Origin of the sequence: Pseudomonas benzenivorans (genome assembly GCF_033547155.1) — a bacterium.
GTDB classification, from domain to species: domain Bacteria; phylum Pseudomonadota; class Gammaproteobacteria; order Pseudomonadales; family Pseudomonadaceae; genus Aquipseudomonas; species Aquipseudomonas benzenivorans_B.
In genome coordinates this window covers 985,693-1,005,457 of sequence record NZ_CP137892.1, presented here as the reverse complement: position 1 = coordinate 1,005,457, position 19,765 = coordinate 985,693, and the positions used below count along the sequence as shown (strand labels likewise).

Annotated in this window: 18 protein-coding genes; 4 read left to right on the top strand and 14 right to left on the bottom strand. The window is 67.8% G+C overall.

The features are described 5' to 3' along the window. The first annotated feature begins 72 nt into the window (after window positions 1-72). Both SBP02_RS04695 and SBP02_RS04690 read left to right on the top strand, forming a co-directional pair. Window positions 73-903, top strand: a complete 831-nt coding sequence (locus SBP02_RS04695; RefSeq protein WP_318645235.1) for a substrate-binding periplasmic protein — start codon at window positions 73-75, stop codon at window positions 901-903. Between the two features lie 119 nt (window positions 904-1,022). Next, window positions 1,023-1,286 (top strand): YebG family protein, encoded by a 264-nt coding sequence (locus SBP02_RS04690; protein ID WP_318645234.1) that lies wholly within the window; start codon window positions 1,023-1,025, stop codon window positions 1,284-1,286. 146 nt (window positions 1,287-1,432) lie between these two features. On the opposite strand, the gene SBP02_RS04685 is transcribed toward SBP02_RS04690, so the two are convergent. After that, entirely contained in the window at window positions 1,433-2,419 is a 987-nt protein-coding gene (locus SBP02_RS04685) for a YeiH family protein (protein ID WP_318646300.1), read from the bottom strand. 327 nt (window positions 2,420-2,746) lie between these two features. On the opposite strand from SBP02_RS04685, the gene SBP02_RS04680 reads away from it, so the two are divergent. Beyond that, a complete protein-coding gene (locus SBP02_RS04680; RefSeq protein WP_318645233.1) occupies window positions 2,747-3,406 on the top strand; it encodes a hypothetical protein in 660 nt (219 codons plus the stop codon). A 16-nt stretch (window positions 3,407-3,422) separates the two neighbouring features. Here SBP02_RS04680 and SBP02_RS04675 read toward each other — a convergent pair whose 3' ends face one another. From SBP02_RS04675 to ald, 4 genes are all read right to left on the bottom strand, one after another. Beyond that, on the bottom strand, window positions 3,423-3,722 hold the full coding sequence (locus SBP02_RS04675) for a DUF6506 family protein (RefSeq protein ID WP_318645232.1): 300 nt from the start codon (window positions 3,720-3,722) through the stop codon (window positions 3,423-3,425). A gap of 15 nt (window positions 3,723-3,737) precedes the next feature. Then, window positions 3,738-4,688, bottom strand: a complete 951-nt coding sequence (locus SBP02_RS04670; protein WP_318645231.1) for a bifunctional enoyl-CoA hydratase/phosphate acetyltransferase — start codon at window positions 4,686-4,688, stop codon at window positions 3,738-3,740. Between the two features lie 106 nt (window positions 4,689-4,794). Continuing rightward, window positions 4,795-6,555 carry a sulfoacetaldehyde acetyltransferase gene (gene xsc, locus SBP02_RS04665; RefSeq protein ID WP_318645230.1) on the bottom strand — a complete coding sequence of 587 codons (1,761 nt, stop codon included), beginning with the start codon at window positions 6,553-6,555 and terminating at the stop codon, window positions 4,795-4,797. Between the two features lie 61 nt (window positions 6,556-6,616). Next, entirely contained in the window at window positions 6,617-7,729 is a 1,113-nt protein-coding gene (gene ald, locus SBP02_RS04660) for an alanine dehydrogenase (RefSeq protein ID WP_318645229.1), read from the bottom strand. 573 nt (window positions 7,730-8,302) lie between these two features. On the opposite strand from ald, the gene leuA reads away from it, so the two are divergent. Beyond that, the gene (gene leuA, locus SBP02_RS04655; RefSeq protein ID WP_318645228.1) at window positions 8,303-9,973 is read left to right on the top strand and encodes a 2-isopropylmalate synthase; all 1,671 of its coding nucleotides are present in this window, start codon (window positions 8,303-8,305) and stop codon (window positions 9,971-9,973) included. Between the two features lie 104 nt (window positions 9,974-10,077). Here the strand turns inward: leuA and SBP02_RS04650 are convergent, their stop codons facing one another. From SBP02_RS04650 to pilW, 9 genes are all read right to left on the bottom strand, one after another. Next, window positions 10,078-10,872 carry an amidohydrolase gene (locus SBP02_RS04650; protein WP_318645227.1) on the bottom strand — a complete coding sequence of 265 codons (795 nt, stop codon included), beginning with the start codon at window positions 10,870-10,872 and terminating at the stop codon, window positions 10,078-10,080. Beyond that, window positions 10,860-12,008, bottom strand: a complete 1,149-nt coding sequence (locus SBP02_RS04645; protein WP_318645226.1) for a pyridoxal phosphate-dependent aminotransferase — start codon at window positions 12,006-12,008, stop codon at window positions 10,860-10,862. The genes SBP02_RS04650 and SBP02_RS04645 overlap by 13 nt, the downstream gene beginning before the upstream one ends. Before the next feature lie 118 nt (window positions 12,009-12,126). After that, window positions 12,127-13,602: a ribosome biogenesis GTPase Der gene (der, locus tag SBP02_RS04640; protein ID WP_318645225.1), complete on the bottom strand. Its 1,476-nt coding sequence runs from the start codon at window positions 13,600-13,602 to the stop codon at window positions 12,127-12,129. A 127-nt stretch (window positions 13,603-13,729) separates the two neighbouring features. After that, window positions 13,730-14,881 (bottom strand): outer membrane protein assembly factor BamB, encoded by a 1,152-nt coding sequence (bamB, locus tag SBP02_RS04635; protein WP_318645224.1) that lies wholly within the window; start codon window positions 14,879-14,881, stop codon window positions 13,730-13,732. After that, window positions 14,874-15,485: a tetratricopeptide repeat protein gene (locus SBP02_RS04630; protein ID WP_318646299.1), complete on the bottom strand. Its 612-nt coding sequence runs from the start codon at window positions 15,483-15,485 to the stop codon at window positions 14,874-14,876. Before SBP02_RS04630 ends, bamB begins: the two co-directional genes overlap by 8 nt. 69 nt (window positions 15,486-15,554) lie before the next feature. Next, on the bottom strand, window positions 15,555-16,844 hold the full coding sequence (gene hisS / locus SBP02_RS04625; protein WP_318645223.1) for a histidine--tRNA ligase: 1,290 nt from the start codon (window positions 16,842-16,844) through the stop codon (window positions 15,555-15,557). Between the two features lie 29 nt (window positions 16,845-16,873). Then, window positions 16,874-17,986, bottom strand: a complete 1,113-nt coding sequence (gene ispG, locus SBP02_RS04620) for a flavodoxin-dependent (E)-4-hydroxy-3-methylbut-2-enyl-diphosphate synthase (RefSeq protein WP_318645222.1) — start codon at window positions 17,984-17,986, stop codon at window positions 16,874-16,876. A gap of 1 nt (window position 17,987) precedes the next feature. Then, window positions 17,988-18,998: a RodZ family helix-turn-helix domain-containing protein gene (locus SBP02_RS04615; protein WP_318645221.1), complete on the bottom strand. Its 1,011-nt coding sequence runs from the start codon at window positions 18,996-18,998 to the stop codon at window positions 17,988-17,990. Further along, window positions 18,998-19,756 (bottom strand): type IV pilus biogenesis/stability protein PilW, encoded by a 759-nt coding sequence (gene pilW / locus SBP02_RS04610; RefSeq protein WP_318645220.1) that lies wholly within the window; start codon window positions 19,754-19,756, stop codon window positions 18,998-19,000. Before pilW ends, SBP02_RS04615 begins: the two co-directional genes overlap by 1 nt. Window positions 19,757-19,765: the final 9 nt, after the last annotated feature.

The window sequence follows — 19,765 nt, the reverse complement described above, 5'->3', positions numbered from 1 at the left end:
CCAATCGCTGGCTGTCGGCAAGGCCGCCGCGAACACCCCGGGCCGAGTCCAGACCTCAAACGGCATAGGCGAATGAAGCCGATGATCGAACGCCTGAAGCGCTATATGACCGGCCTTCTGGTCCTGGTCCTGCTGACCCTGGCTCCGGCGCTGGCGGCCCAGGCCGACACCCGCGTCACCCTGCTGATCGACGAGGCCTATCCGCCCTTCACCTACCGCACGGCCGAGGGCCAGGCCGCCGGCATCTATGTCGATGTCCTACGGGCGGCCGAACCGCTGCTGCGCGGCTACCGCCTCGAACTGCAGCCCACGCCCTGGCTGCGCGCCATGGTCGAGATCGAGGCCGGGCGGGCACTGGCGGTGGTCCCGCCCTACTACCGCCCGCAGCAACGGCCGTGGATCAAGCCCTACTCGGTGCCCATCCTGCAGGAGCAGGTGGTGGTGTTCTGCCACCGCGAGGTGTTCGCCGACGGCCCGCCGCCCGGCTGGCCGCAGGACTATCAGGGCCTGCGCTTCGGCAATAACCCCGGTTACCTGTCGGCGAACCAACCCTTCTGGCGCGCGGTACGCCGAGGCCTGATCCGGATCGAGGACGCCCCCGGCAACCGTGCCAACCTGCAGAAACTGCTGCACCGACGCATCGACTGTTACTTCAACGAGCGCCTGTCGATCCTCGCCGAACTGGCGCAGATGCGCCGCGATGGGCTGTACGACACGGCGAACGCCGAGGCGATAGTCGAAGGCCCGATCATCTCGGTGGAAAACAGCTACGTCGGCTTCAGCGACCGCACCGGCCCGCGCTTCCCCTTCAAGGAAGACTTCGCCCGCCAGCTGGACGAGGCGCTGCAACACCTGCACAGCTCGGGTGAAATCGAGCGCATCGTTCAGCGCCACACGCAATGATGCCCCGGTCGCCACCCGAGCCTTTGCAGGGCGCCTGCGGCTGCAGTACACTGCGCCACTACTGTATAAATAAACAGCTTATAGCAACCCTGTCAGCATTGAAGGCGTAGAGGTGATGAATGGCCGTCGAAGTGGTGTACCGCAGCAGTCGAGATCTGGAGCGTTTGTTTATGGATAAGGCCGAAGCCGATCGTCACGACAAGATGCTGGAATTGGCCGAACTGCTCACCGAGGTGCTGCAGAAAGCCGTGCCCTCGCTCAACGAGCAACAGGGCGAGGAACTGGGCATCTACATGGCGAAGAACCGCGAGATCTTCGCCAAGGCCTTCAAGAACCAGCCCGATGCCCTGAGCGAGCTGGGCAAGGAAGAGACGGCACAATAAGCGCCTCGCTACCCCGGCTCAGGGCTGGCTGCCGAGCATACGCGCCGAAACCTTGTACCAGGACCCGGCACGCCGCCGCACTGGCGGCGTGCAGGGTATTGCGCCCCCCCTTGTAGGCCAGGAGCGGCGGTGCGGAGCAGCCCGCCTCACCCCAGCCAGCTCACCGCGCCCAGGATCAGCAGCGCGAGGAACAGCGTCTCGCTGACCAGCAGGGTCGCCGGGCGCCAACCGACCTCCAGCAGCGACTTCAGCGAGGTCTTCATGCCCAGGGCGGCGATGGCGGTGATCAGGCACCAGCGCGAGACGTCGCCGGCGAACGCCTGCACCTGCGCCGAGGCCAGGCCGCTGCTGTTGAGGGCCACGAAGAGCACGAAGAAGATGATGAACAGCGGCAGCGGCAAGGCCGGGCGCGCCCCCTCGCTGCGCTTGCGCAGCAGCAGCGACAGGCTGAAGACGATGGGCACCAGCATGGCCACGCGCAGCAGCTTGATCACCGTGGCGCTGTCGCCGGTCTCGTCCGACATGCTGTAGCCGGCGCCGACCACCTGGGCCACATCGTGGATGGTGGCGCCGAGGAACACCCCGGCCTGCTGGGCGTCCAGCCCCAGCCACTGGGCGATCGGCGGGTAGGCGATCATGGCGATGGTGCTCAGCGCGGTGACGCTGATCACGGTGAAGATGGTGTTGCGCTCGCTGTCCTTGTTCTGCGGCAGCACCGCGGAGATGGCCAGGGCCGCCGAGGCGCCGCAGATGCCCACGCTGCCGCCGCTGAGAATGCCGAAGTCCCGCGACTGGCCGAGCAGGCGGGCGAGCAGGATGCCGAAGCTGATGGTCAGGAACACCGCGCCTATCACCACCGCCATCAGGGTGCTGCCCAGCGAGAGTATCTGCTCCAGGGTGATGCGCATGCCGAGCAGGGCCACGCCGATGCGCAGGATGGTGCTGGAGGTGAAGCGGATGCCGGCGACCGCGCGGCCCTCCTCGGAGAGAAAGCCCAGGGCCATGCCCAGCAGCAGCGCCATCAGCATCACCGGCGCACCGTAGTGCTCGGAGAGGAAGGCGGCGCTGGCGGCGACCACGGCCGAGGCGATCAACCCCGGCAGCAACAGCGCGAGGCGCTGCCTGCGCTCCATCAGCCAGGAGGTCGGCGCCGCCTCGTCCTGGGTCTGACTGTGGCTGGGCGGGATCGTGTGGTGTTGTTTTATTGTCATGTCGGCACCTACACCCTTAGAGGCTAAGACTCGGAATCTCGATGCTAGAGAAAGCCTCCGCCCCCCATTAGGGCCACGCCGCGGGCGTCGTAGGGGCCAGCCGCCGCGCCGTGCTTGGCCCTGCCGAAAGGTCGCGGCTGGCGCTACCTGGGGCCCCGCACGGCCCCTAGAGTGGTGCGCGCACGCCCGCGACCGGAGACGGGCCGGAACCCGCCGGCGGACGCCGCCCCATCACCCGAAGAGGCCCCCATGACCCTGGATAACCTGCGCATCGTCCAGCTCGGCGAGCGCCTGCGCGAGGCCTGGCAACAGCCCCATCCGGCGTTCGCCTCGGGCCGGGATGCGCGCAGCAGCGACAACGGCCTGCTGCTGCAGTGCTACGGCAACCTGACCCGGGCCGCCGGCGCCGCCTGGCAGAACGCCGGGCGCACGCTGATCGACAAGACCTATCTGCGCATGCTCAAGGACTGTGCCGGCCTGGATTTTCTGGGATTGAGCGCGGACGAACTGGCCGCGCGCCTGGACGGCTTCATTCGCCGCGAGCTGGCGCCACGCTGGGCGCAGCTGGAGCAATGGCGCGGGGCCGAGGGCCTGGAGCCGGCCCTGGCGCTGCTGGAGGCCGGCAACCGGGCCCTGTTCGACGATGCCGGCGGGTACCCGGCGACCAGCTGGCTGCTGTTCTACCTCTGCCCGCAGCTGCCCCTGCTGCCGGTGCCGGCGGGTGCCGCGCCGCACGCCTGGCTGCAGCGCGCGCAGGAGCTGCAGGCCCAGCTGCCAGTGCTGCCACGGCCCCGGCTGTTCGCCGGCGATGCCCGCGAACAGGCCCTGATCCGTCAGCTGATCGAGGGCAGCGACTGGTGGCGCCGCCGGGTGCTGGCGGCCTGGCTGGCCGCCCCTCCGGCAGACTGAAGCCGGCTGCGCCGGCTCAGGCGAACGCCTGCTGCAGGCGCTCGCGCTCCGCGGCGCTGTACTGCACGGCGCCCACTGGAATGCGCTCGCCGAGGGCGCTGCGCACCTGCTCGACCTCCGCGGCGCTGAAGGCGCCGCACAGCTCGATCAGCTGCACATGGCGGGTCAGCAGCTCCTGGGCCACCAGCACCGCCTGTTCGACATCCGCCACGCCGCACAGGGTGGCGGCGAAATCTGCGGATTCCAGGCGGCCGTTGTGGGTGAGAAAGTCCATGCCGGGGGCCTTGAAGATGAAGGCATAACGTTGCAGGGCCATGCGGTTGCTCCTCGGTCAGTGGGCCAGGGCGCGAGCCTGCGCCTGCTGGCGATGGTCGATGAAGATGGAGGCCAGGGCGCAGGAGGCCAGGCGCGCCTCCAGCGGGTCGGCGCGCGAGGTCAGGATGATCGGCACCCGTGCCCCCAGCACCAGGCCGGCGGCGGTGGCGCTCATGAAGTACACCATCTGCTTGAACAGCATGTTGCCGGCCTCCAGATTCGGCACCAACAGGATGTCGGCATTGCCCGCCACCTGCCCGCCGATGCCCTTGATCCGCGCCGCCTCCAGCGACACCGCATTGTCGAAGGCCAGCGGCCCCTCGACGCAGGCGCCGCGCAGGGCGCCGATGGCCGCCAGCTTGACCAGCTCCGCGGCGTCCTGGCTGGAGGGCATGCTGCGTGTCACCTCCTCGGTACCGGAGAGCACCGCCATGCGCGGCAGCTGGTAGCCCAGGGCGTGCATCAGTTCGATGGCGTTCTGGGCGATGTGGATCTTGTCGACTAGGGTCGGCTGCACGTTGATCACCGCATCGGTGATCGACAGCGCCTTGTCGCTGCCCGGCAGGGTCATGTGGAACACATGGCTGAGGCGGCTGGCGGTGCGCAGCCCGGCCTCGCGCTTGAGTACCGCGCGCAACAGGGCATCGGTGTGCAGATGGCCCTTCATCAGCGCCGCCGCCTCCCCGGCGCCGGCCAGGGCGCAGGCCAGCTCGGCGCTCTGCCCTTCGTCGGCGGCGGCCAGGAGGCGCAGGTCGTGCAGGTCCCAGTCGATGGCCTCGGCCTGGGCGCGGATCTGCGCCGGGTCGCCGACCAGCACCGGCTCGATCAGGCCCTGGTCGCTGGCCTGCCTGGCGCTTTCCAGGCTCAACTGGTTGACCGGGTTGACCACCGCCGTGACCACCCGCGGCAGGGCCTTGGCCCGCTCGAGGAGAAACGCCGGACACTCCCGTGGAATAGTGCTCAACATGCTTGAATTCCCGATGGTTCGCGGTCGAAGCCACAACGGCGCCCGAAGACGCCGCTGCAGTGTTGCCAGCTGCGGGTGACCGGCGCGGGCCGGTCACCGCGGCGACTCAGACGTAGTCCTTGTACTTCTCCAGGAAGCGCACCGGCTTGGACAGCGCATCGCGGCGGAACGGATCGCCCAGCTCGCGGGTGCACATGATCTCGATCACCGTGGTCTTGCCGGCCTTCTGCGCCTCGCAGGCGGCCTTCAGCGCCGGGCCGACGTCTTCCAGGCGGTCGACGGTGACGCCTTCGGCGCCCATGGAGCGGGCGATGCCGGCGAAGCTCTGGTTCTCCAGGTCGCCGGCGACGAAGCGGCGGTTGTAGAAGTCCACCTGGTTCTTCTTCTCCGCGCCCCACTGGCGGTTGTGGAAGACGATGGAGGTGACCGGGATGTTCTCGCGCACGCAGGTCATGATCTCCATCATCGACATGCCCCAGGCGCCGTCGCCGGCGTAGGAGATGGCGGTGCGGTGCGGCGCGGCGACCTTGGCGCCGATGATGGTCGGCAGCGCATAGCCGCAGTTGCCGAAGCTCATGGCGGCGAAGAACGAACGCGGCTGCTCGAAACGCAGGTAACTGTTGGACACCGAGTTGATGTTGCCGATGTCGGTGGAGACCATGGCGTCGGCCGGCATGGCCTTCTCCAGCTCGCGCAGCACCTGGCGCGGGTGCAGGTAGTTGCCCGCCTCGCCGCTCTGCTCCTTGATCATGTCCAGGGAGTATTCGTCCTTCTCATGGATCCAGGCGTTCAGTTCGGCTTCCCAGTTGGCCTTCTCCAGGGCGATTTCCTCGGCCCGCGCGCCCTTGTTCTCCAGGCAGCTCACCGTCAGATTCTCCAGGCGCCCGAGCAGATCGGCGGCCGCCGCCTTGGCGTCGCCGCAGATGCCCACGGTGATCTTCTTCACCAGGCCGAGCATCTTCGGATCGCAGTCGATCTGGATCACCTTGGCCTGCTTCGGCCAGTAGTCCAGGCCGTGCTGCGGCAGGGTGCCGAACGGGCCCAGGCGGGTGCCCAGGGCCAGCACCACGTCGGCGCGCGACAGCAGCTTCATCGCCGCCTTGGAGCCCTGGTAGCCGAGCGGGCCGCACCACAGCGGGTGGCTGGCCGGGAAGGAGTCGTTGTGCAGGTAGCTGTTGACCACCGGCGCGCCGAGGTACTCGGCCAGCGCCTGGCATTCGGCCACCGCATCACCCATGACCACGCCGCCGCCGGAGATGATCACCGGGTTCTGCGCGCCGGCCAGCAGCGCCGCTGCCTCGGCCAGGCTCTGGGCACCGCCGGCGCTGCGCTCGATGCGGATCGGTGCGGGGATCTCGACGTTGATGTCACCGTAGAAGAAGTCGCGCGGGATGTTCAGCTGGGTCGGACCGTTCTCCAGCATGGCGCGGTCGAAGCAGCGCGCGGTCAGCTCGGCCATGCGTGCCGGGTTGGCGACATGCCCCTGGTACTTGGTGATGGTCTCGAAGAACGGCAGCTGCTGGGCCTCCTGGAAACCGCCCAGGCCCTGGCTCATGGAGCCGGTTTCCGGGGTGATCACCACCACCGGGCTGTGCGCCCAGTAGGCGGCGGCCACGGCGGTGACGAAGTTGGTGATGCCCGGGCCGTTCTGCGCGATGCACACGCCGTGACGGCCGCTGACGCGAGCGTAGCCGTCGGCCATGTGCCCGGCGCCCTGCTCGTGGACCACCGGAATGAAGCGGATACCGGCCGGGGCGAAGATGTCCATCGCATCCATGAAGGCCGAGCCCATGATGCCGAAGATGTCGGTGACGCCGTTGGCGACCAGGGTTTCTACCAGGGCTTCGCTGGGGGTCATACGTGGCATGTCTTGTTTCCTCTCGTTTGGGGTACGGCGGCCGGGCCGCCGGGCAATCGGCTGGCGAGCCTCAGTTGGTCAGGGGCATGGGGGCACAGGGGTAGCCGAGGGCCTCGGCCACTTCCGGACAGGTGATCTGCCCGGCATGGATATTCAGGCCGTTGGCCAGGTGCGGGTCGCGGCGCAGCGCCTCCTCCCAGCCCAGGTCGGCCAGGGCGACGATGTGCGGCAGGGTGGCGTTGTTCAGCGCCAGGGTGGAGGTGCGGGCTACCGCGCCGGGCATGTTGGCCACGCAGTAGTGCACCACGCCGTCGACCAGGTAGGTCGGTTCCTGGTGGGTGGTGGCACGAGAGGTCTCGAAGCAGCCGCCCTGGTCGATAGCCACGTCGACCACCGCCGAGCCCGGCTTCATGGCGCGCACCATCTCGGCACTGACCAGCTTGGGCGCGGCGGCACCGGGGATCAGCACGCCGCCGATCACCAGGTCGGCGGACAGCACGTGTTCTTCCAGTTCCGCGCGGGTCGACAGCACCGTCTGCAACTGGGTGCCGAATTCGCCGACCAGGCGGCGCAGCACCTCGATGCTGCGGTCCAGCACCACCACCTGGGCGCCCAGGCCCAGGGCCATGCGCGCGGCGTTGGAGCCGACCACGCCGCCGCCGAGGATCACCACCTTGGCCGGCTCCACGCCCGGCACACCGCCGAGCAGCACGCCGCGGCCGCCGCGGGACTTCTCCAGGCAGGCGGCGCCGGCCTGGATCGACATGCGCCCGGCCACTTCCGACATCGGCGCCAGCAGCGGCAGGCCGCCGCGGCTGGAGGTCACGGTCTCGTAGGCGATGCAGGTGGCGCCGCTCTCCAGCAGGTCGAGGGTCTGCTGGCGATCCGGCGCCAGATGCAGGTAGGTGAACAGCAGCTGGTCGCGGCGCAACTGCTTGCGCTCGCAGGCCTGGGGCTCCTTGACCTTGACGATCATCTCGGCCTTGGCGAACACCTCCTCGGCAGTGGCGGCGATGCTGGCGCCGGCGGCTCGGTAGTCGTCGTCGCTGAAGCCGATGCTGGCGCCGGCCTGGGTCTGCACCAGCACCGCATGACCGCGGCTAGTCAACTCCTGGACACTGGCCGGCACCATACCGACGCGGTACTCGTGGTTCTTAATCTCTTGCGGAACTCCAATTAGCATGCCGATCTCTCCCGTTGTTGTTGTGTGGAGTCAGTGAGGCAAGTCGAGCGAAGCAGCGCGGCGCGCCTGAGGGCGGCTGGCTTGGGGCTAGAGTAGGAGTCGGGCGAAAGGCCCAGATAGAACCAGTTGCGAGGCAGCTGTTGCGCCAGGGCGGCGCTAATTGGCGGGCGGCGCGGGGACGTTCGGTGCCGCCCGGCAGGGCCGTGATCGCCGGGCCGGGCCAGGCAGCGAGCGGCCCGCGGTGCCAATAATCAATGCGAGCACGGCCAACAGGTCGCCATAACCCGGACGATGACGGCGCGCAATCCTCGACAGCACAAACGAATATCCACGCAATAAAACACCAACACCCCAACCAAAAAGACAAATAATTCCAATTTTTCAGCAACACTTGCCATCTTTAACCTCTATGGATAGGGTTAACGCCATGAAGGCTACCCATACCCTCTTCCTCCTGCGGCAACACGCCAACCTCTGCCTGGTCAGCCAGCGACTGCGTGGCTAGCGCCCCTTCGCCTGTTTCCGCCGATTCTGCCTGGCCCCTCCGTGGCCGCCGCCAACAAGGACTTCCCCATGAGCATGCTCAAAGACCCCTCCGGCAAGTACCGTGCTTTCGCCCCGATCGACCTGCCCGACCGCACCTGGCCGTCGAAGACCATCACCGAAGTGCCGGTCTGGTGCAGCTCTGACCTGCGCGACGGCAACCAGTCGCTGATCGAGCCGATGGACGCGCAGAAGAAAATGCGCTTCTTCAAGACCCTGGTGCAGGTCGGCATCAAGCAGATCGAGGTGGGCTTCCCCTCGGCCTCGCAGACCGACTTCGACTTCGTCCGCGAGCTGATCGAGGGCGGCCACATCCCCGAGGACACCACCATCCAGGTGCTGACCCAGGCCCGCGAAGACCTGATCAGCCGCACCTTCGAGTCGCTCAAGGGTGCGAAGCGGGCCATCGTCCACGTCTACAACGCCACCGCGCCGTCGTTCCGCCGCATCGTCTTCAACCAGGACAAGGCCGGGGTGGTGAACATCGCGGTCAATGCCGCGCGCATCATCAAGGACCTGGCCGCCCGGCAGCCGCAGACCCAGTGGACCTTCCAGTACTCGCCGGAGATCTTCACCTCCACCGAGCTGGAGTTCGCCGTCGAGGTCTGCGACGCGGTGCTCGACGTGTGGCAGCCGACCCCTGAGAACAAAGCCATCCTCAACCTGCCGGCCACAGTCGAAGTGTCCACGCCCAACGTCTACGCCGACCAGATCGAGTGGTTCTGCCGTCATATCGGCCGCCGCGACAGCGTGCTGATCAGTCTGCATACCCACAACGACCGCGGCACCGGCGTGGCCGCCAGCGAACTGGGCCTGCTGGCCGGCGCCGATCGCGTCGAAGGCTGCCTGTTCGGCAATGGCGAGCGCACCGGCAACGTCGATCTGGTCAACCTGGCGCTGAACCTCTACACCCAGGGCATCCACCCGGGCCTGGACTTCTCCGACATCGACGCGGTGCGCAAGGTGGTCGAGGAGTGCAACCAGATCCCGGTGCACCCGCGCCACCCCTATGTCGGCGACCTGGTCCACACCGCCTTCTCCGGCTCGCACCAGGACGCCATCCGCAAGGGCTTCGCCCAGCAGGACCCGGACGGCGTCTGGGAAGTGCCCTACCTGCCGATCGACCCGGCCGACATCGGCCGCAGCTACGAGGCGGTGATCCGCGTCAACAGCCAGTCCGGCAAGGGCGGCATCACCTACTTGCTGGAGCAGGAATACGGCATCAGCCTGCCGCGGCGCATGCAGATCGAGTTCAGCCAGGTGGTGCAGAAGGAAACCGACCGCCTCGGCCTGGAGATGACCGCCGCGCAGATCTACCAGCTGTTCGACCGCGAGTACCTGCAGGCCCGCGCGCCCTATGCGCTCAAGGGCCATCGCCTGCAGGAAGAGAACGGTACCAGCGCGGTGGACGTGGAAGTCCTCGCCGGCGGCGACAGCCAGCACTGGCGCGGCATCGGCAAGGGCCCCCTTGAGGCCCTGGTGGCCGGCCTGCCGGTAGCCGTGGAGATCATGGACTACAGCGAGCACGCCATCGGCGCCGGCACCAATGCAAAGGCTGCGGCCTACATCGAGCTGCGCGTGGACGGCGGCCGTGCGCTGCACGGCGTGGGCATCGACGAGAACCTGACCACGGCCAGCTTCCGCGCCCTGTTCAGCGCGCTGAACCGCGCCCTGAAGCAGGTCGAGGCCCAGGCCGCCTGAGGCGCGACTCGGCCAGAGAGAACAACGCCGGGCACAGCCCGGCGTTGTCGTTTTCGTGCGTAGCGACCCTCATCGAACCTGGGTATCGTTGCGCTCGACCCAGGCTAGGGCTTCAGTTCGAAGGCATCGGCATCCAGGTAGGCGGGAAAGCGCTCCCGGTACGCAGCCAGGTCGGTGCCGGACAGCGTGACACGGAACACCCCGCCGGCCGTCCCGGCCTCGAGCAAGGCTTCGCCCTGGAAATCCAGCACCTGGCTGTCGCCACTGTAGGGGTGGCCCTTGCCGTCCGTGCCGATGCGGTTGACCGCCGCCACGTAGCACAGGTTCTCGATCGCCCGGGCCGGCAACAGGCGGTTCCAATGATGGCGCCGCGCGGCCGGCCAGTTGGCGGTGTACAGCAACAGGTCGGTGTCCCGCGGGTCGCGACTCCACACCGGGAAGCGCAGGTCGTAGCAGATCAGCGGGCGGATGCGCCAGCCCTTGAGCTCCACCAGCAGCTGCTCCGCGCCCGCGGCGTAGTGCTTGTGCTCGCCGGCCATGCGGAACAGGTGGCGCTTGTCATAGTGCGCCAGGGAGCCGTCCGGGCGCGCCCAGAGCAAGCGGTTGCGGTAGCGGCCATCGGCGGCCTGGACGATCAGGCTGCCGGTCACCACCGCCTGCAGGCGCACGGCCTGGGCCAGCAACCACTGGCTGCTCGGCCCACCCTCCGGCTCGGCCAGGCAGGCCGAGTCCATGGAGAAACCGGTCGTGAACATCTCCGGCAGCACCACCAGGTCGGCGCCCCGGGCCTGTTCCACCAGGGACTCGAAGTGGGCGAGGTTGGCCGCCGGGTCGTGCCAGGCCAGCTCGGTCTGCACCAACGCCAGTTGCAGATCGGGTAACGCCGTCAGATCGCGCATAGCTTCTCCGCGGCCTGACGCAGGGTGTCCTCGCGCTTGGCGAAGCAGAAGCGCACCAGGCGCAGGTCCTTGGGCGGCTCTTGGTAGAACACCGACACCGGGATGGTCGCCACGCCGTGCTCGCGGGTCAGCCACTCGGCCATGGCCACGTCGTCCAGGTCGTCGCGGATCGCCGAATAGTCGGCCAGCTGGAAATAGGTACCGGGCGCGCGCTGGAAGCTGAAGCGTGAGTCCTTGAGCAGGTCGCAGAACAGGTCGCGCTTGGCCTGGTAGAAGGCCGGCAGCTCCTCGACATGCTCGGGGTGCTCGGCCATGTAGTCGGCCAGGGCCCACTGCAACGGCGTGACGCCGCAGAAGCTGACGTACTGGTGCACCTTGCGCAGCTCGGCGGTGAGCGCCGGCGGCGCCACCACGTAGCCGGTCTTCCAGCCGGTGACGTGATAGGTCTTGCCGAACGAGCTGACCACGAAGGCCCGCGCGTACAACTCCTCGTGGGCCAGCACGCTGGCGTGCCGCGCGCCGTCGAACACCAGATGCTCGTAGACCTCGTCGCTGATCAGGTAGATGTCGCGGTCGCGAATCAGCGCCGCCAGCCGGTCCAGATCGGCGCGGGAGATCAGCGCGCCGCTGGGGTTGTGCGGGCTGTTGAGGACGATCAGCCGGGTCCTGGGGCTCAGGGCGTCGGCCAGGCGCTGCCAGTCGATGGCGAAATCCGGCAGGGCCAGGGGCACGTGCACGCAGCGGCCGCCGGCCAACTCCACCGAGGGCTCGTAGCTGTCGTAGCAGGGGTCGAAGACGATCGCCTCGTCGCCCGGGCGGATCAGCGTCTGGATGGCGCAGAAGATGCCCTGGGTGGCACCCGGAGCGATGGTCACCTCACCGTCCATGTCGACCGTGCGGCCATAGCTGCGGGCGATCTTCGCCGCCACCTGCTGGCGCAACGCCGGCAAGCCGGCCAGCGGCGCGTACTGGTTGTGGCCGGCGGCGATGTGCCGGGCGACGGCGTCGCGCAGCGCCTGCGGCCCATCGAAATCGGGGAAGCCCTGGGACAGGTTGAGCGCGCCGGTCTCGGCGGCGAGCTGGGACATGCGGGTGAAGATGGTGGTGCCGACATGCGGCAGCTTGCTGGTGATCATGACGTCTTCCTGCGGCTCAGCGCGCCTGGCGGGCGCTGTCGAGGGCGCAGGATAGCCGATCGTCCGGGCACGAAAAAGGCGCCCGCGGGCGCCTTCCGTGTGTGGCGGACGACCGGGGTCAGCGCTTCTTGTCCTTGCGCTTCTTCTCGGCCTTCTTGTGGTGGCTCATCAGGCGGCGCTTCTTGTTCACCTGGCGGTCGGTGAGGGTGTTCTTCTTGTCCTCGTAGGGGTTCTCGCCGCCCTTGTATTCGATGCGGATCGGCGTGCCGACCAGCTTGAGCACGCGCCTGTAGGTGTTCTCCAGGTAACGCGAGTAGGCACGGGGCACCGACTCGACCTGGTTGCCGTGGATCACGATCAGCGGCGGGTTGGCGCCGCCGAGGTGGGCGTAGCGCAGCTTGATGCGCCGGCCGTTGACCAGCGGCGGCTGGTGCTCGCGCACCGCGTCCTCGAGGATCTGGGTCAGGCGGCTGGTGGGCCAGCGGGTGATCGCCGACTGGAACGAGGCCTGCACCGACTTGTACAGGTGGCCGACGCCGGTGCCGTGCAGCGCCGAGATGAAGTGGATGTCGGCGAAATCGACGAAGAACAGCCGGCGCTGCAGCTCGGTCTTCACGTAGTCGCGCTCGCTCGGCTCCATGCCGTCCCACTTGTTCAGGGCGATGACCAGGGCGCGGCCGCTCTCCAGGACGAAGCCGAGCAGGTTGAGGTCGTGATCGACCACCCCTTCGCGAGCGTCCATGACGAACACCACCACGTTGGAATCCTGAATGGCCTGCAGGGTCTTGACCACCGAGAACTTCTCCACCGCCTCGAAGATCTTGCCGCGGCGACGCACGCCGGCGGTGTCGATCAGGGTGTACTTCTCGTCGTCGCGCTCGAAGGGGATGTAGATGCTGTCCCGGGTCGTCCCCGCCTGGTCGTAGACGATCACCCGGTCCTCGCCGAGCATGCGGTTGACCAGGGTCGACTTGCCGACGTTGGGCCGGCCGATGATCGCCAGCTTGATGCCGTCCTTCTCGCTGGGCCCGGGGATGCGCTTGGCTTCCTCGCCCTCGGCCACCTCTTCGGCCTCCTCGCCCTCCTCCGGCTCGCCGGCGTCCTTGGGAAAGCCGCCCAGCACCGCCTCGAGCATCTGGGTGATGCCGCGGCCGTGAGCGCCGGCGATGGCCAGGGCCTCGCCCATGCCCAGGGGGCTGAATTCGGCACGGGCCAGGTCGGGGTCGAGGTTGTCGACCTTGTTGATCACCAGGAAGCTGTGCTTGTTACGCTTGCGCAGGTGCTCGCCGATCATCTGGTCGGAGGCCGACAGCCCGGCCCGGGCATCGACCAGGAACAGCACGGCATCGGCCTCTTCGATGGCCTGCAGCGACTGCTCGGCCATCTTCGCATCGATGCCCTCCTCGTCGCCGGAGATACCCCCGGTGTCGATGACGATATAGGTGCGCCCCTGCCACTTGGCCTCGCCGTACTGGCGGTCGCGGGTCAAGCCGGAGAGGTCGCCGACGATGGCGTCGCGGGTCTTGGTCAGGCGGTTGAAGAGGGTCGACTTGCCGACGTTCGGGCGGCCCACCAGGGCAATTACGGGAACCATTAGGCTCTCCACTACGTTATTTCAGAAAATACAAAGGCCGCTGCCAGGGCAGCGGCCGAATTCACAGCAGGGGCCGAGCCGCCGCACGGCCTCGCCGTGCAGTCTAGCCTGGCCCTCTAGCGCCGGGTCACTTGATGGTCAAGGCCACCAGCTTGCCGCCGTTGCCAAAGGCGTACAGCCACTCGCCGACCACCAGCGGACGGGCGCGCAGGCCCTCGCTGTCGATGCGCTCGCGGCCGACGAAGCGGCCGTCCACCTGGCTGATCAGGTGCAGGTAACCCTCCAGGTCGCCGAAGGCCACATAGCTGGAGAACACCTCCGGCGCCGACAGCTGACGACGCGCCAGGGCGTCGTTGCTCCACAGCGCCGAGGCGCTGCGCTCGTCGATGCCTTCCACCGTGCCGCTGGCCAGACTGACGTAGACGTTGCCGTAGCCCTGGGCCACGCCCACCGAGCTGGAGGCCTCGCGCTGCCAGAGGATCCGCCCGCTCTCCAGTTCCAGCGCCGCGACACGGCCCTGGTAGCTGACCGCATAGAGGGTACCGCCGGACAGCAGCAGGCCGCCGTCGATGTCCACCACGCGGTCCAGCTCGGAACGGCCCTGAGGCACCGCCACGCGCTGCTCCCAGACCGGCAGGCCGCGCTGGGCGTCCAGGGCGATGACCTTGCCGCTGGACAGGCCGGCGATGGCCAGGCGATTGGTCAGCACCGGACTGCCGGTGCCGCGCAGGGTCAGTACCGCCGGGGTGCTCTCGAAGATCCAGCGCTGGCTGCCGGTGTCGGCATCCAGGGCGATCAGGCGGTCGTCCTGGGTCTGCACCAGCACCACGTCGCCGTTGGTCGCCGGCGCCGCCAGCACTTCGCTGGTCACCCGCGCACGCCACTTTTCCTCGCCGGAGGCGGTGTCCAGGGCGATGATCTCGCCCTTCAACGTGCCCAGCAGGACCAGACCGTAACCGGCACCGACCGCACCGGACACCGGCGCCTCGAGCTCCTGCTTCCAGCGCACATCGCCGCTCTTGCGGTCCAGCGCCATGACCAGGCCCTCGACATCGGCGGCGTAGATGGTCTCGCCATCGACCGCCGGGACCAGCATGTTGAAGGTCTCGCCCTGGCCCTCGCCGATCGAGCGGCTCCACTCCTTCTGCAGCTGCACCTCTTCTTCGAAGTCGGTCAGCTCGGCAGGCGGCAGTTCCTTCTTACTGTTGCTGCTGCAGCCCACGGCCAGTACGGCCAGGGCCAACAGCGCGGCATTCTTCCAACGCTTCACGTCACGCATCCCCTTTTGCCAGGTCGTCGAGCTTCATTTGCAGGCCACCCACCGCGGCGTCTTCGGCCAGTGCGGCCTTGGCCTTGAGGTAGGCGGCGTGGGCCTCATCATCGCGGCCCAGGGTCGCCAGCAGGTCGCCCTTGAGCTCTTCGCGGCTGGCCAGATAGGCCTGATCGGCATCGCCCTCGAGCAACTGCAGCGCGGCCTCGGTCTTGTCCTGAGCCGCCAGAACGCGGGCCAGACGCTGACGCGCCAGCTCTTCCAGGGTCGCGTCCGCCGGCTGATCGACTATCGCCTGCAATTCGCTCGCCGCATCCTCCAGCTTGCCGGACTCGACCGCCACCTTGGCGATGAACAGGCTGCCGTACTGGGCGTAATGGCTGCCGCCGAACTCGTCCTTGAGCTGCTTGCCCAACTCGGCGACCTTGGCCGCATCCGGTTCGCCGCTCGGGTCGAGCGCGGTCTCCAGCAGCTGCTGGTAGATCACCGAGGCACTCTGCGCCTGGCTGCTCTGGTACTTCTGCCAGCCCTGCCAGCCGAACACCGCCACCAGCGCCAACAGCGCGCCGGTGAGCAACGGCATGCCGTTGCGCTGCCACCACTCCTTGATCATCGCCAGCTGTTCTTCTTCGGTACGCGACTCCACCCCAATACTCCTATTTCGCTAAATCGGCGTGTGCTGTTAAGCCTGCTCGAGGCAGGCGGCCAGGCGCTCGGCCAGGTCCGCCCAGGCGATGCTCTGTTGTTCGCCCTGATCCCGCAGCGGCTTGCAACCTACCACTTGCCGGGCCAGTTCGTCTTCTCCCAGGACCAGCGCGTAGAGTGCGCCGCTCTTGTCCGCCTTCTTCAGCTGACTCTTGAAGCTGCCGGCGCCGGCGTTGACCTGCAAGCGCAGCCCCGGCAGCTGATCACGCAGGCGCTCGGCCAGGGCCAGGGCCGCCAGCTCCGCAGGCTCGCCGAAGGCACAGAGGTAGACATCGACCTGACGGGCGATGTCCGCCGGCACCAGTTCCAGGGTCTCGAGCAGCAGCACCAGGCGCTCGATGCCCATGGCGAAACCGACACCCGGGGTCGGCTTGCCGCCCATCTGCTCGACCAGGCCGTCGTAGCGGCCACCGGCGCACACCGTGCCCTGGGCACCGAGCTTGTCGGTGGTCCACTCGAACACGGTCTTGCTGTAGTAGTCCAGGCCGCGCACCAGCTTGGGGTTGATCACATAGGGAATGCCGGCGGCATCCAGGCGCGCCTTCAGCCCCTCGAAGTGGATGCGCGACTCCTCGTCCAGGTAGTCCGCCAGCCTCGGTGCATCGGCCAGCAGGGCCTGGGTCTCCGGGTTCTTGCTGTCGAGCACGCGCAGCGGGTTGCTGCTCAGGCGCCGGCGGCTGTCTTCGTCCAACTGCTCGGCGCGCGCGCTCAGGTACTCGACCAGGGCCTCGCGGTAGACCGCACGGGCCGCACTGGTGCCCAGGCTGTTGAGCTCCAGGGTCACCGCGTCGCGCAGCCCCAGCAGCCCCCAGAGGCGCCAAGTCAGCACGATCAGCTCGGCGTCGATGTCCGGGCCGTCGATGTTGAAGACCTCCACGCCGATCTGGTGGAACTGGCGGTAGCGGCCCTTCTGCGGGCGTTCGTGGCGGAACATCGGGCCGATGTACCAGAGCTTCTGGCTCTGCCCGGCGCCGGCCAGGCCGTGCTCGAGCACCGCCCGCACGCAGGCCGCGGTGCCCTCCGGGCGCAGGGTCAGGGAGTCGCCGTTGCGGTCGTCGAAGGTATACATCTCCTTCTCGACTATATCGGTGACCTCGCCGATCGAGCGCTTGAACAGCTCGGTGAACTCGACGATCGGCATGCGGATCTGCCGGTAGCCGTAGCCATCGAGCAGGCGCGCCACGCTGTCTTCGAAGTAGCGCCAGAGCGGGGTCTGCTCCGGCAGGATGTCGTTCATGCCACGGATGGCTTGCAGGGACTTGCTCAATTGGATTCCTTAACAGTTCGGGTTCGCAGTCAGCCGCGCACGATCAGCGCGGCCTCTGCGGCGACCTTCTCGGCCGCTTTCTGGCGGATCAGGCGCTCCAGGTCGTCCACCAGGTTGTCGTTGTTCAGTTTCTGCGCCGGCTTGCCGTCGATATACACCAGGTTGTTCGGCGAGCCGCCGGTGAGGCCGACATGGGCCTCCTTGGCCTCGCCCGGGCCATTGACCACGCAGCCGATCACCGCCACGTCCAGCGGCACCAGCAGGTCCTCGACCCGCGCCTCCAGCTCGTTCATGGTCTTGACCACATCGAAGTTCTGCCGCGAGCAGCTCGGGCAGGCGATGAAGTTGATGCCGCGCGAGCGCAGGCGCAGCGACTTGAGGATGTCGAAGCCGACCTTGATCTCCTCGACCGGATCGGCCGCCAGGGAGATGCGGATGGTATCGCCGATGCCCTCGGCCAGCAGCATGCCCAGGCCCACCGCCGACTTCACCGTGCCGGAGCGCAGGCCGCCGGCCTCGGTGATGCCCAGGTGCAGCGGCTGCTCGATCTGCTTGGCCAGCAGCCTGTAGGCCTCCACCGCCATGAACACGTCGGAGGCCTTGACGCTGACCTTGAAGTCGGGAAAGTTCAGCCGGTCCAGGTGCTCGACATGGCGCAGGGCCGACTCGACCAGCGCGGCCGGCGTCGGCTCGCCGTATTTCTTCTGCAGGTCCTTCTCCAGGGAGCCGGCGTTGACCCCGATGCGGATCGGGATGCCCTTGTCCCGCGCGGCCTCGACCACCGCCCGCACCCGGTCCTCGCGACCGATGTTGCCGGGGTTGATGCGCAGGCAGTCGACGCCCAGTTCGGCCACGCGCAGGGCGATCTGGTAGTCGAAGTGAATGTCGGCCACCAGGGGCAGATTGACCTGCTGCTTGATCTTGCCGAAGGCCTCGGCGGCGTCCATGTCCGGCACCGAGACACGCACGATATCGGCGCCGGCCTCTTCCAGGCGACGGATCTGCGCCACGGTGGCGGCCACGTCGTTGGTGTCGGTGTTGGTCATGCTCTGCACCGAGATGGGCGCATCGCCGCCCACCGGTACCGAACCTACCCAGATTTTCCGCGACTGGCGGCGCTTGATCGGCGATTCGCAATGCATCTTATTGCCCACCCAGTTTCACGCGGGCGGTCTCGCCCGAGGTGAAGGGGGCGACATCCACCGGCTTGCCGTTGTAAGTCACCTGCGCGCCGCGGGCAAAGCCCAGGCGCAACTCCAGGGGGGCCTTGCCGGTCAGCGCCAGGCTATCGCCGCCCCGCTTCAGCGCGCTGATCAGAATCTTGCCGTTGGCGTCGGTCACCTGGGTCCAGCAATCGGCGGTGAACGTCACCTGCACCCTGCCCTCGCCAGCGGCCAGCGTCGGGGGCTGGGGGACCTCTTCGGCTACCGCGCCAGTCGCTTCGGCCTGCTCCACGGTGGCGGCCTCGACCACAGGCTCTGCCGGCATCGCGGGCTGGAGCGCCACAGGGCTGGCGGACTCCAGGGCAGCAGGGGCCTCGGTCGGCTCGGCGGGCGACTGAGTGTCTGCGGGCTCGTCCTGCTCGGGCGACGCCTCGGCGAGGCTCAGCTGGGACGACTCCTGGGCCGCCGCGACCGCCTGATCCTCCGGCTCGTCGAGAACATGCAGCTGGGTGGTGCCATCGACGCCTTCGACTTCGACGTGCTCGAGGCTGGTCACGGCCGACTCCTCGAGCGGCCGCTGGGCCTGCTCCTGCCACCAGTAGAAGCCCACGCCGACCAAGGCCACCAGCAAGGCCAGACTAGCGAAACGCAGGGCCTGCTGCGAATAGCTCAGCGGCTGCTCGATGCGGCCGAGACTGTGCACGCTGCTGCCGGCGGCGTTGCTGCCGGTGAACTGATCGAACTCCAGCACCAGGCGCGCCTGGTCCATGCCCAGCAGCTTGCCATAGGCACGGATATAGCCCCTGGCGAAGGTATGGCCCGGCAGCTGGTCGAAGGCGCCGGCCTCGATCTGCCCCAGGCGCTGGGGCGTCAGGTTGAGCTGGGTCGCCACTTCGGCGATCGTCCAGCCCTTGCTTTCGCGGGTTACACGCAAGGACTCGCCGGGATTGACCTGCTGGGCCACTGCTTCTTCGGAATGCGCCGCTTTCATCATTGCTCCGACAGGTATTGCTGATATTCCGGGGTACCGGGATAAAGACGCTTCAACTGCAAGCCGAGGCTGGCCGCGGTGTCGCGGTCCTCGAAGATCTTCGCCAGGCGCGCACCGAGCAGCAGGCTGCGGGCATTCTGCTCGGCCAATGCGCTGTAGCTGTCGTAGTAACGGCGGGCCGGCACGTACTGGCGGTCATCGAAATACATCTGGGCCATCTCCAGCAACGCCCGCGGCTGACGGCTGTTGAGGCGCAGCGAACGTTCGAAATAGGTCTTGGCCTGTTCGCGCTGGCCAAGCATCTGGGCGGTCATCCCGAGGTTCTCGAATACCCGCGAGCGCTCCGGGTAGAGGGTGTCCCGGGCCGCCTGCTGGTAGCGCTCGAATGCCTCCTGATAGCGCTTCTGCTCGTACAGGAAACTGCCGTAGTTGTTCAGCAGGCGGGCATCGTCGCCGCGCTGCGCCAGCGCCTTGCGGTAGTGGTCGTCGGCCAGCTTGGGCTCCATCTCGATCTGGAACACCAGCGCCAGGGCCGCATGGGCATCGGCATCGGAAGGGTCGAGCTCCAGGGCCTTCTTCAACGGCACCTTGGCCCGCTCGCTGGCACCATTCTGCAGATAGCCAAGCCCCAGTTGCACATAGGCCTCGCGGGCCTCGTCGCGCCCCTTGTCGGTTCTCATCGGATCGGTGCCGCCGGTCGAAACGCATCCGGCCAACAAGCTGGCGATGAACAAGAACAGCGCTGGGCGCAAGGTCATGGGTTTCCT

Excerpts from the sequence above, each read along its gene's own strand:
- SBP02_RS04695 (WP_318645235.1), top strand. The coding sequence starts at position 73 with ATGAAGCCGATGATCGAACGCCTGAAGCGCTATATGACCGGCCTTCTG.
- SBP02_RS04690 (WP_318645234.1), top strand. The coding sequence starts at position 1,023 with ATGGCCGTCGAAGTGGTGTACCGCAGCAGTCGAGATCTGGAGCGTTTG.
- SBP02_RS04685 (WP_318646300.1), bottom strand. The coding sequence starts at position 2,419 with ATGGAGCGCAGGCAGCGCCTCGCGCTGTTGCTGCCGGGGTTGATCGCC.
- SBP02_RS04680 (WP_318645233.1), top strand. The coding sequence starts at position 2,747 with ATGACCCTGGATAACCTGCGCATCGTCCAGCTCGGCGAGCGCCTGCGC.
- SBP02_RS04675 (WP_318645232.1), bottom strand. The coding sequence starts at position 3,722 with ATGGCCCTGCAACGTTATGCCTTCATCTTCAAGGCCCCCGGCATGGAC.
- SBP02_RS04670 (WP_318645231.1), bottom strand. The coding sequence starts at position 4,688 with ATGTTGAGCACTATTCCACGGGAGTGTCCGGCGTTTCTCCTCGAGCGG.
- xsc (WP_318645230.1), bottom strand. The coding sequence starts at position 6,555 with ATGCCACGTATGACCCCCAGCGAAGCCCTGGTAGAAACCCTGGTCGCC.
- ald (WP_318645229.1), bottom strand. The coding sequence starts at position 7,729 with ATGCTAATTGGAGTTCCGCAAGAGATTAAGAACCACGAGTACCGCGTC.
- leuA (WP_318645228.1), top strand. The coding sequence starts at position 8,303 with ATGAGCATGCTCAAAGACCCCTCCGGCAAGTACCGTGCTTTCGCCCCG.
- SBP02_RS04650 (WP_318645227.1), bottom strand. The coding sequence starts at position 10,872 with ATGCGCGATCTGACGGCGTTACCCGATCTGCAACTGGCGTTGGTGCAG.
- SBP02_RS04645 (WP_318645226.1), bottom strand. The coding sequence starts at position 12,008 with ATGATCACCAGCAAGCTGCCGCATGTCGGCACCACCATCTTCACCCGC.
- der (WP_318645225.1), bottom strand. The coding sequence starts at position 13,602 with ATGGTTCCCGTAATTGCCCTGGTGGGCCGCCCGAACGTCGGCAAGTCG.
- bamB (WP_318645224.1), bottom strand. The coding sequence starts at position 14,881 with ATGCGTGACGTGAAGCGTTGGAAGAATGCCGCGCTGTTGGCCCTGGCC.
- SBP02_RS04630 (WP_318646299.1), bottom strand. The coding sequence starts at position 15,485 with ATGATCAAGGAGTGGTGGCAGCGCAACGGCATGCCGTTGCTCACCGGC.
- ispG (WP_318645222.1), bottom strand. The coding sequence starts at position 17,986 with ATGCATTGCGAATCGCCGATCAAGCGCCGCCAGTCGCGGAAAATCTGG.
- SBP02_RS04615 (WP_318645221.1), bottom strand. The coding sequence starts at position 18,998 with ATGAAAGCGGCGCATTCCGAAGAAGCAGTGGCCCAGCAGGTCAATCCC.
- pilW (WP_318645220.1), bottom strand. The coding sequence starts at position 19,756 with ATGACCTTGCGCCCAGCGCTGTTCTTGTTCATCGCCAGCTTGTTGGCC.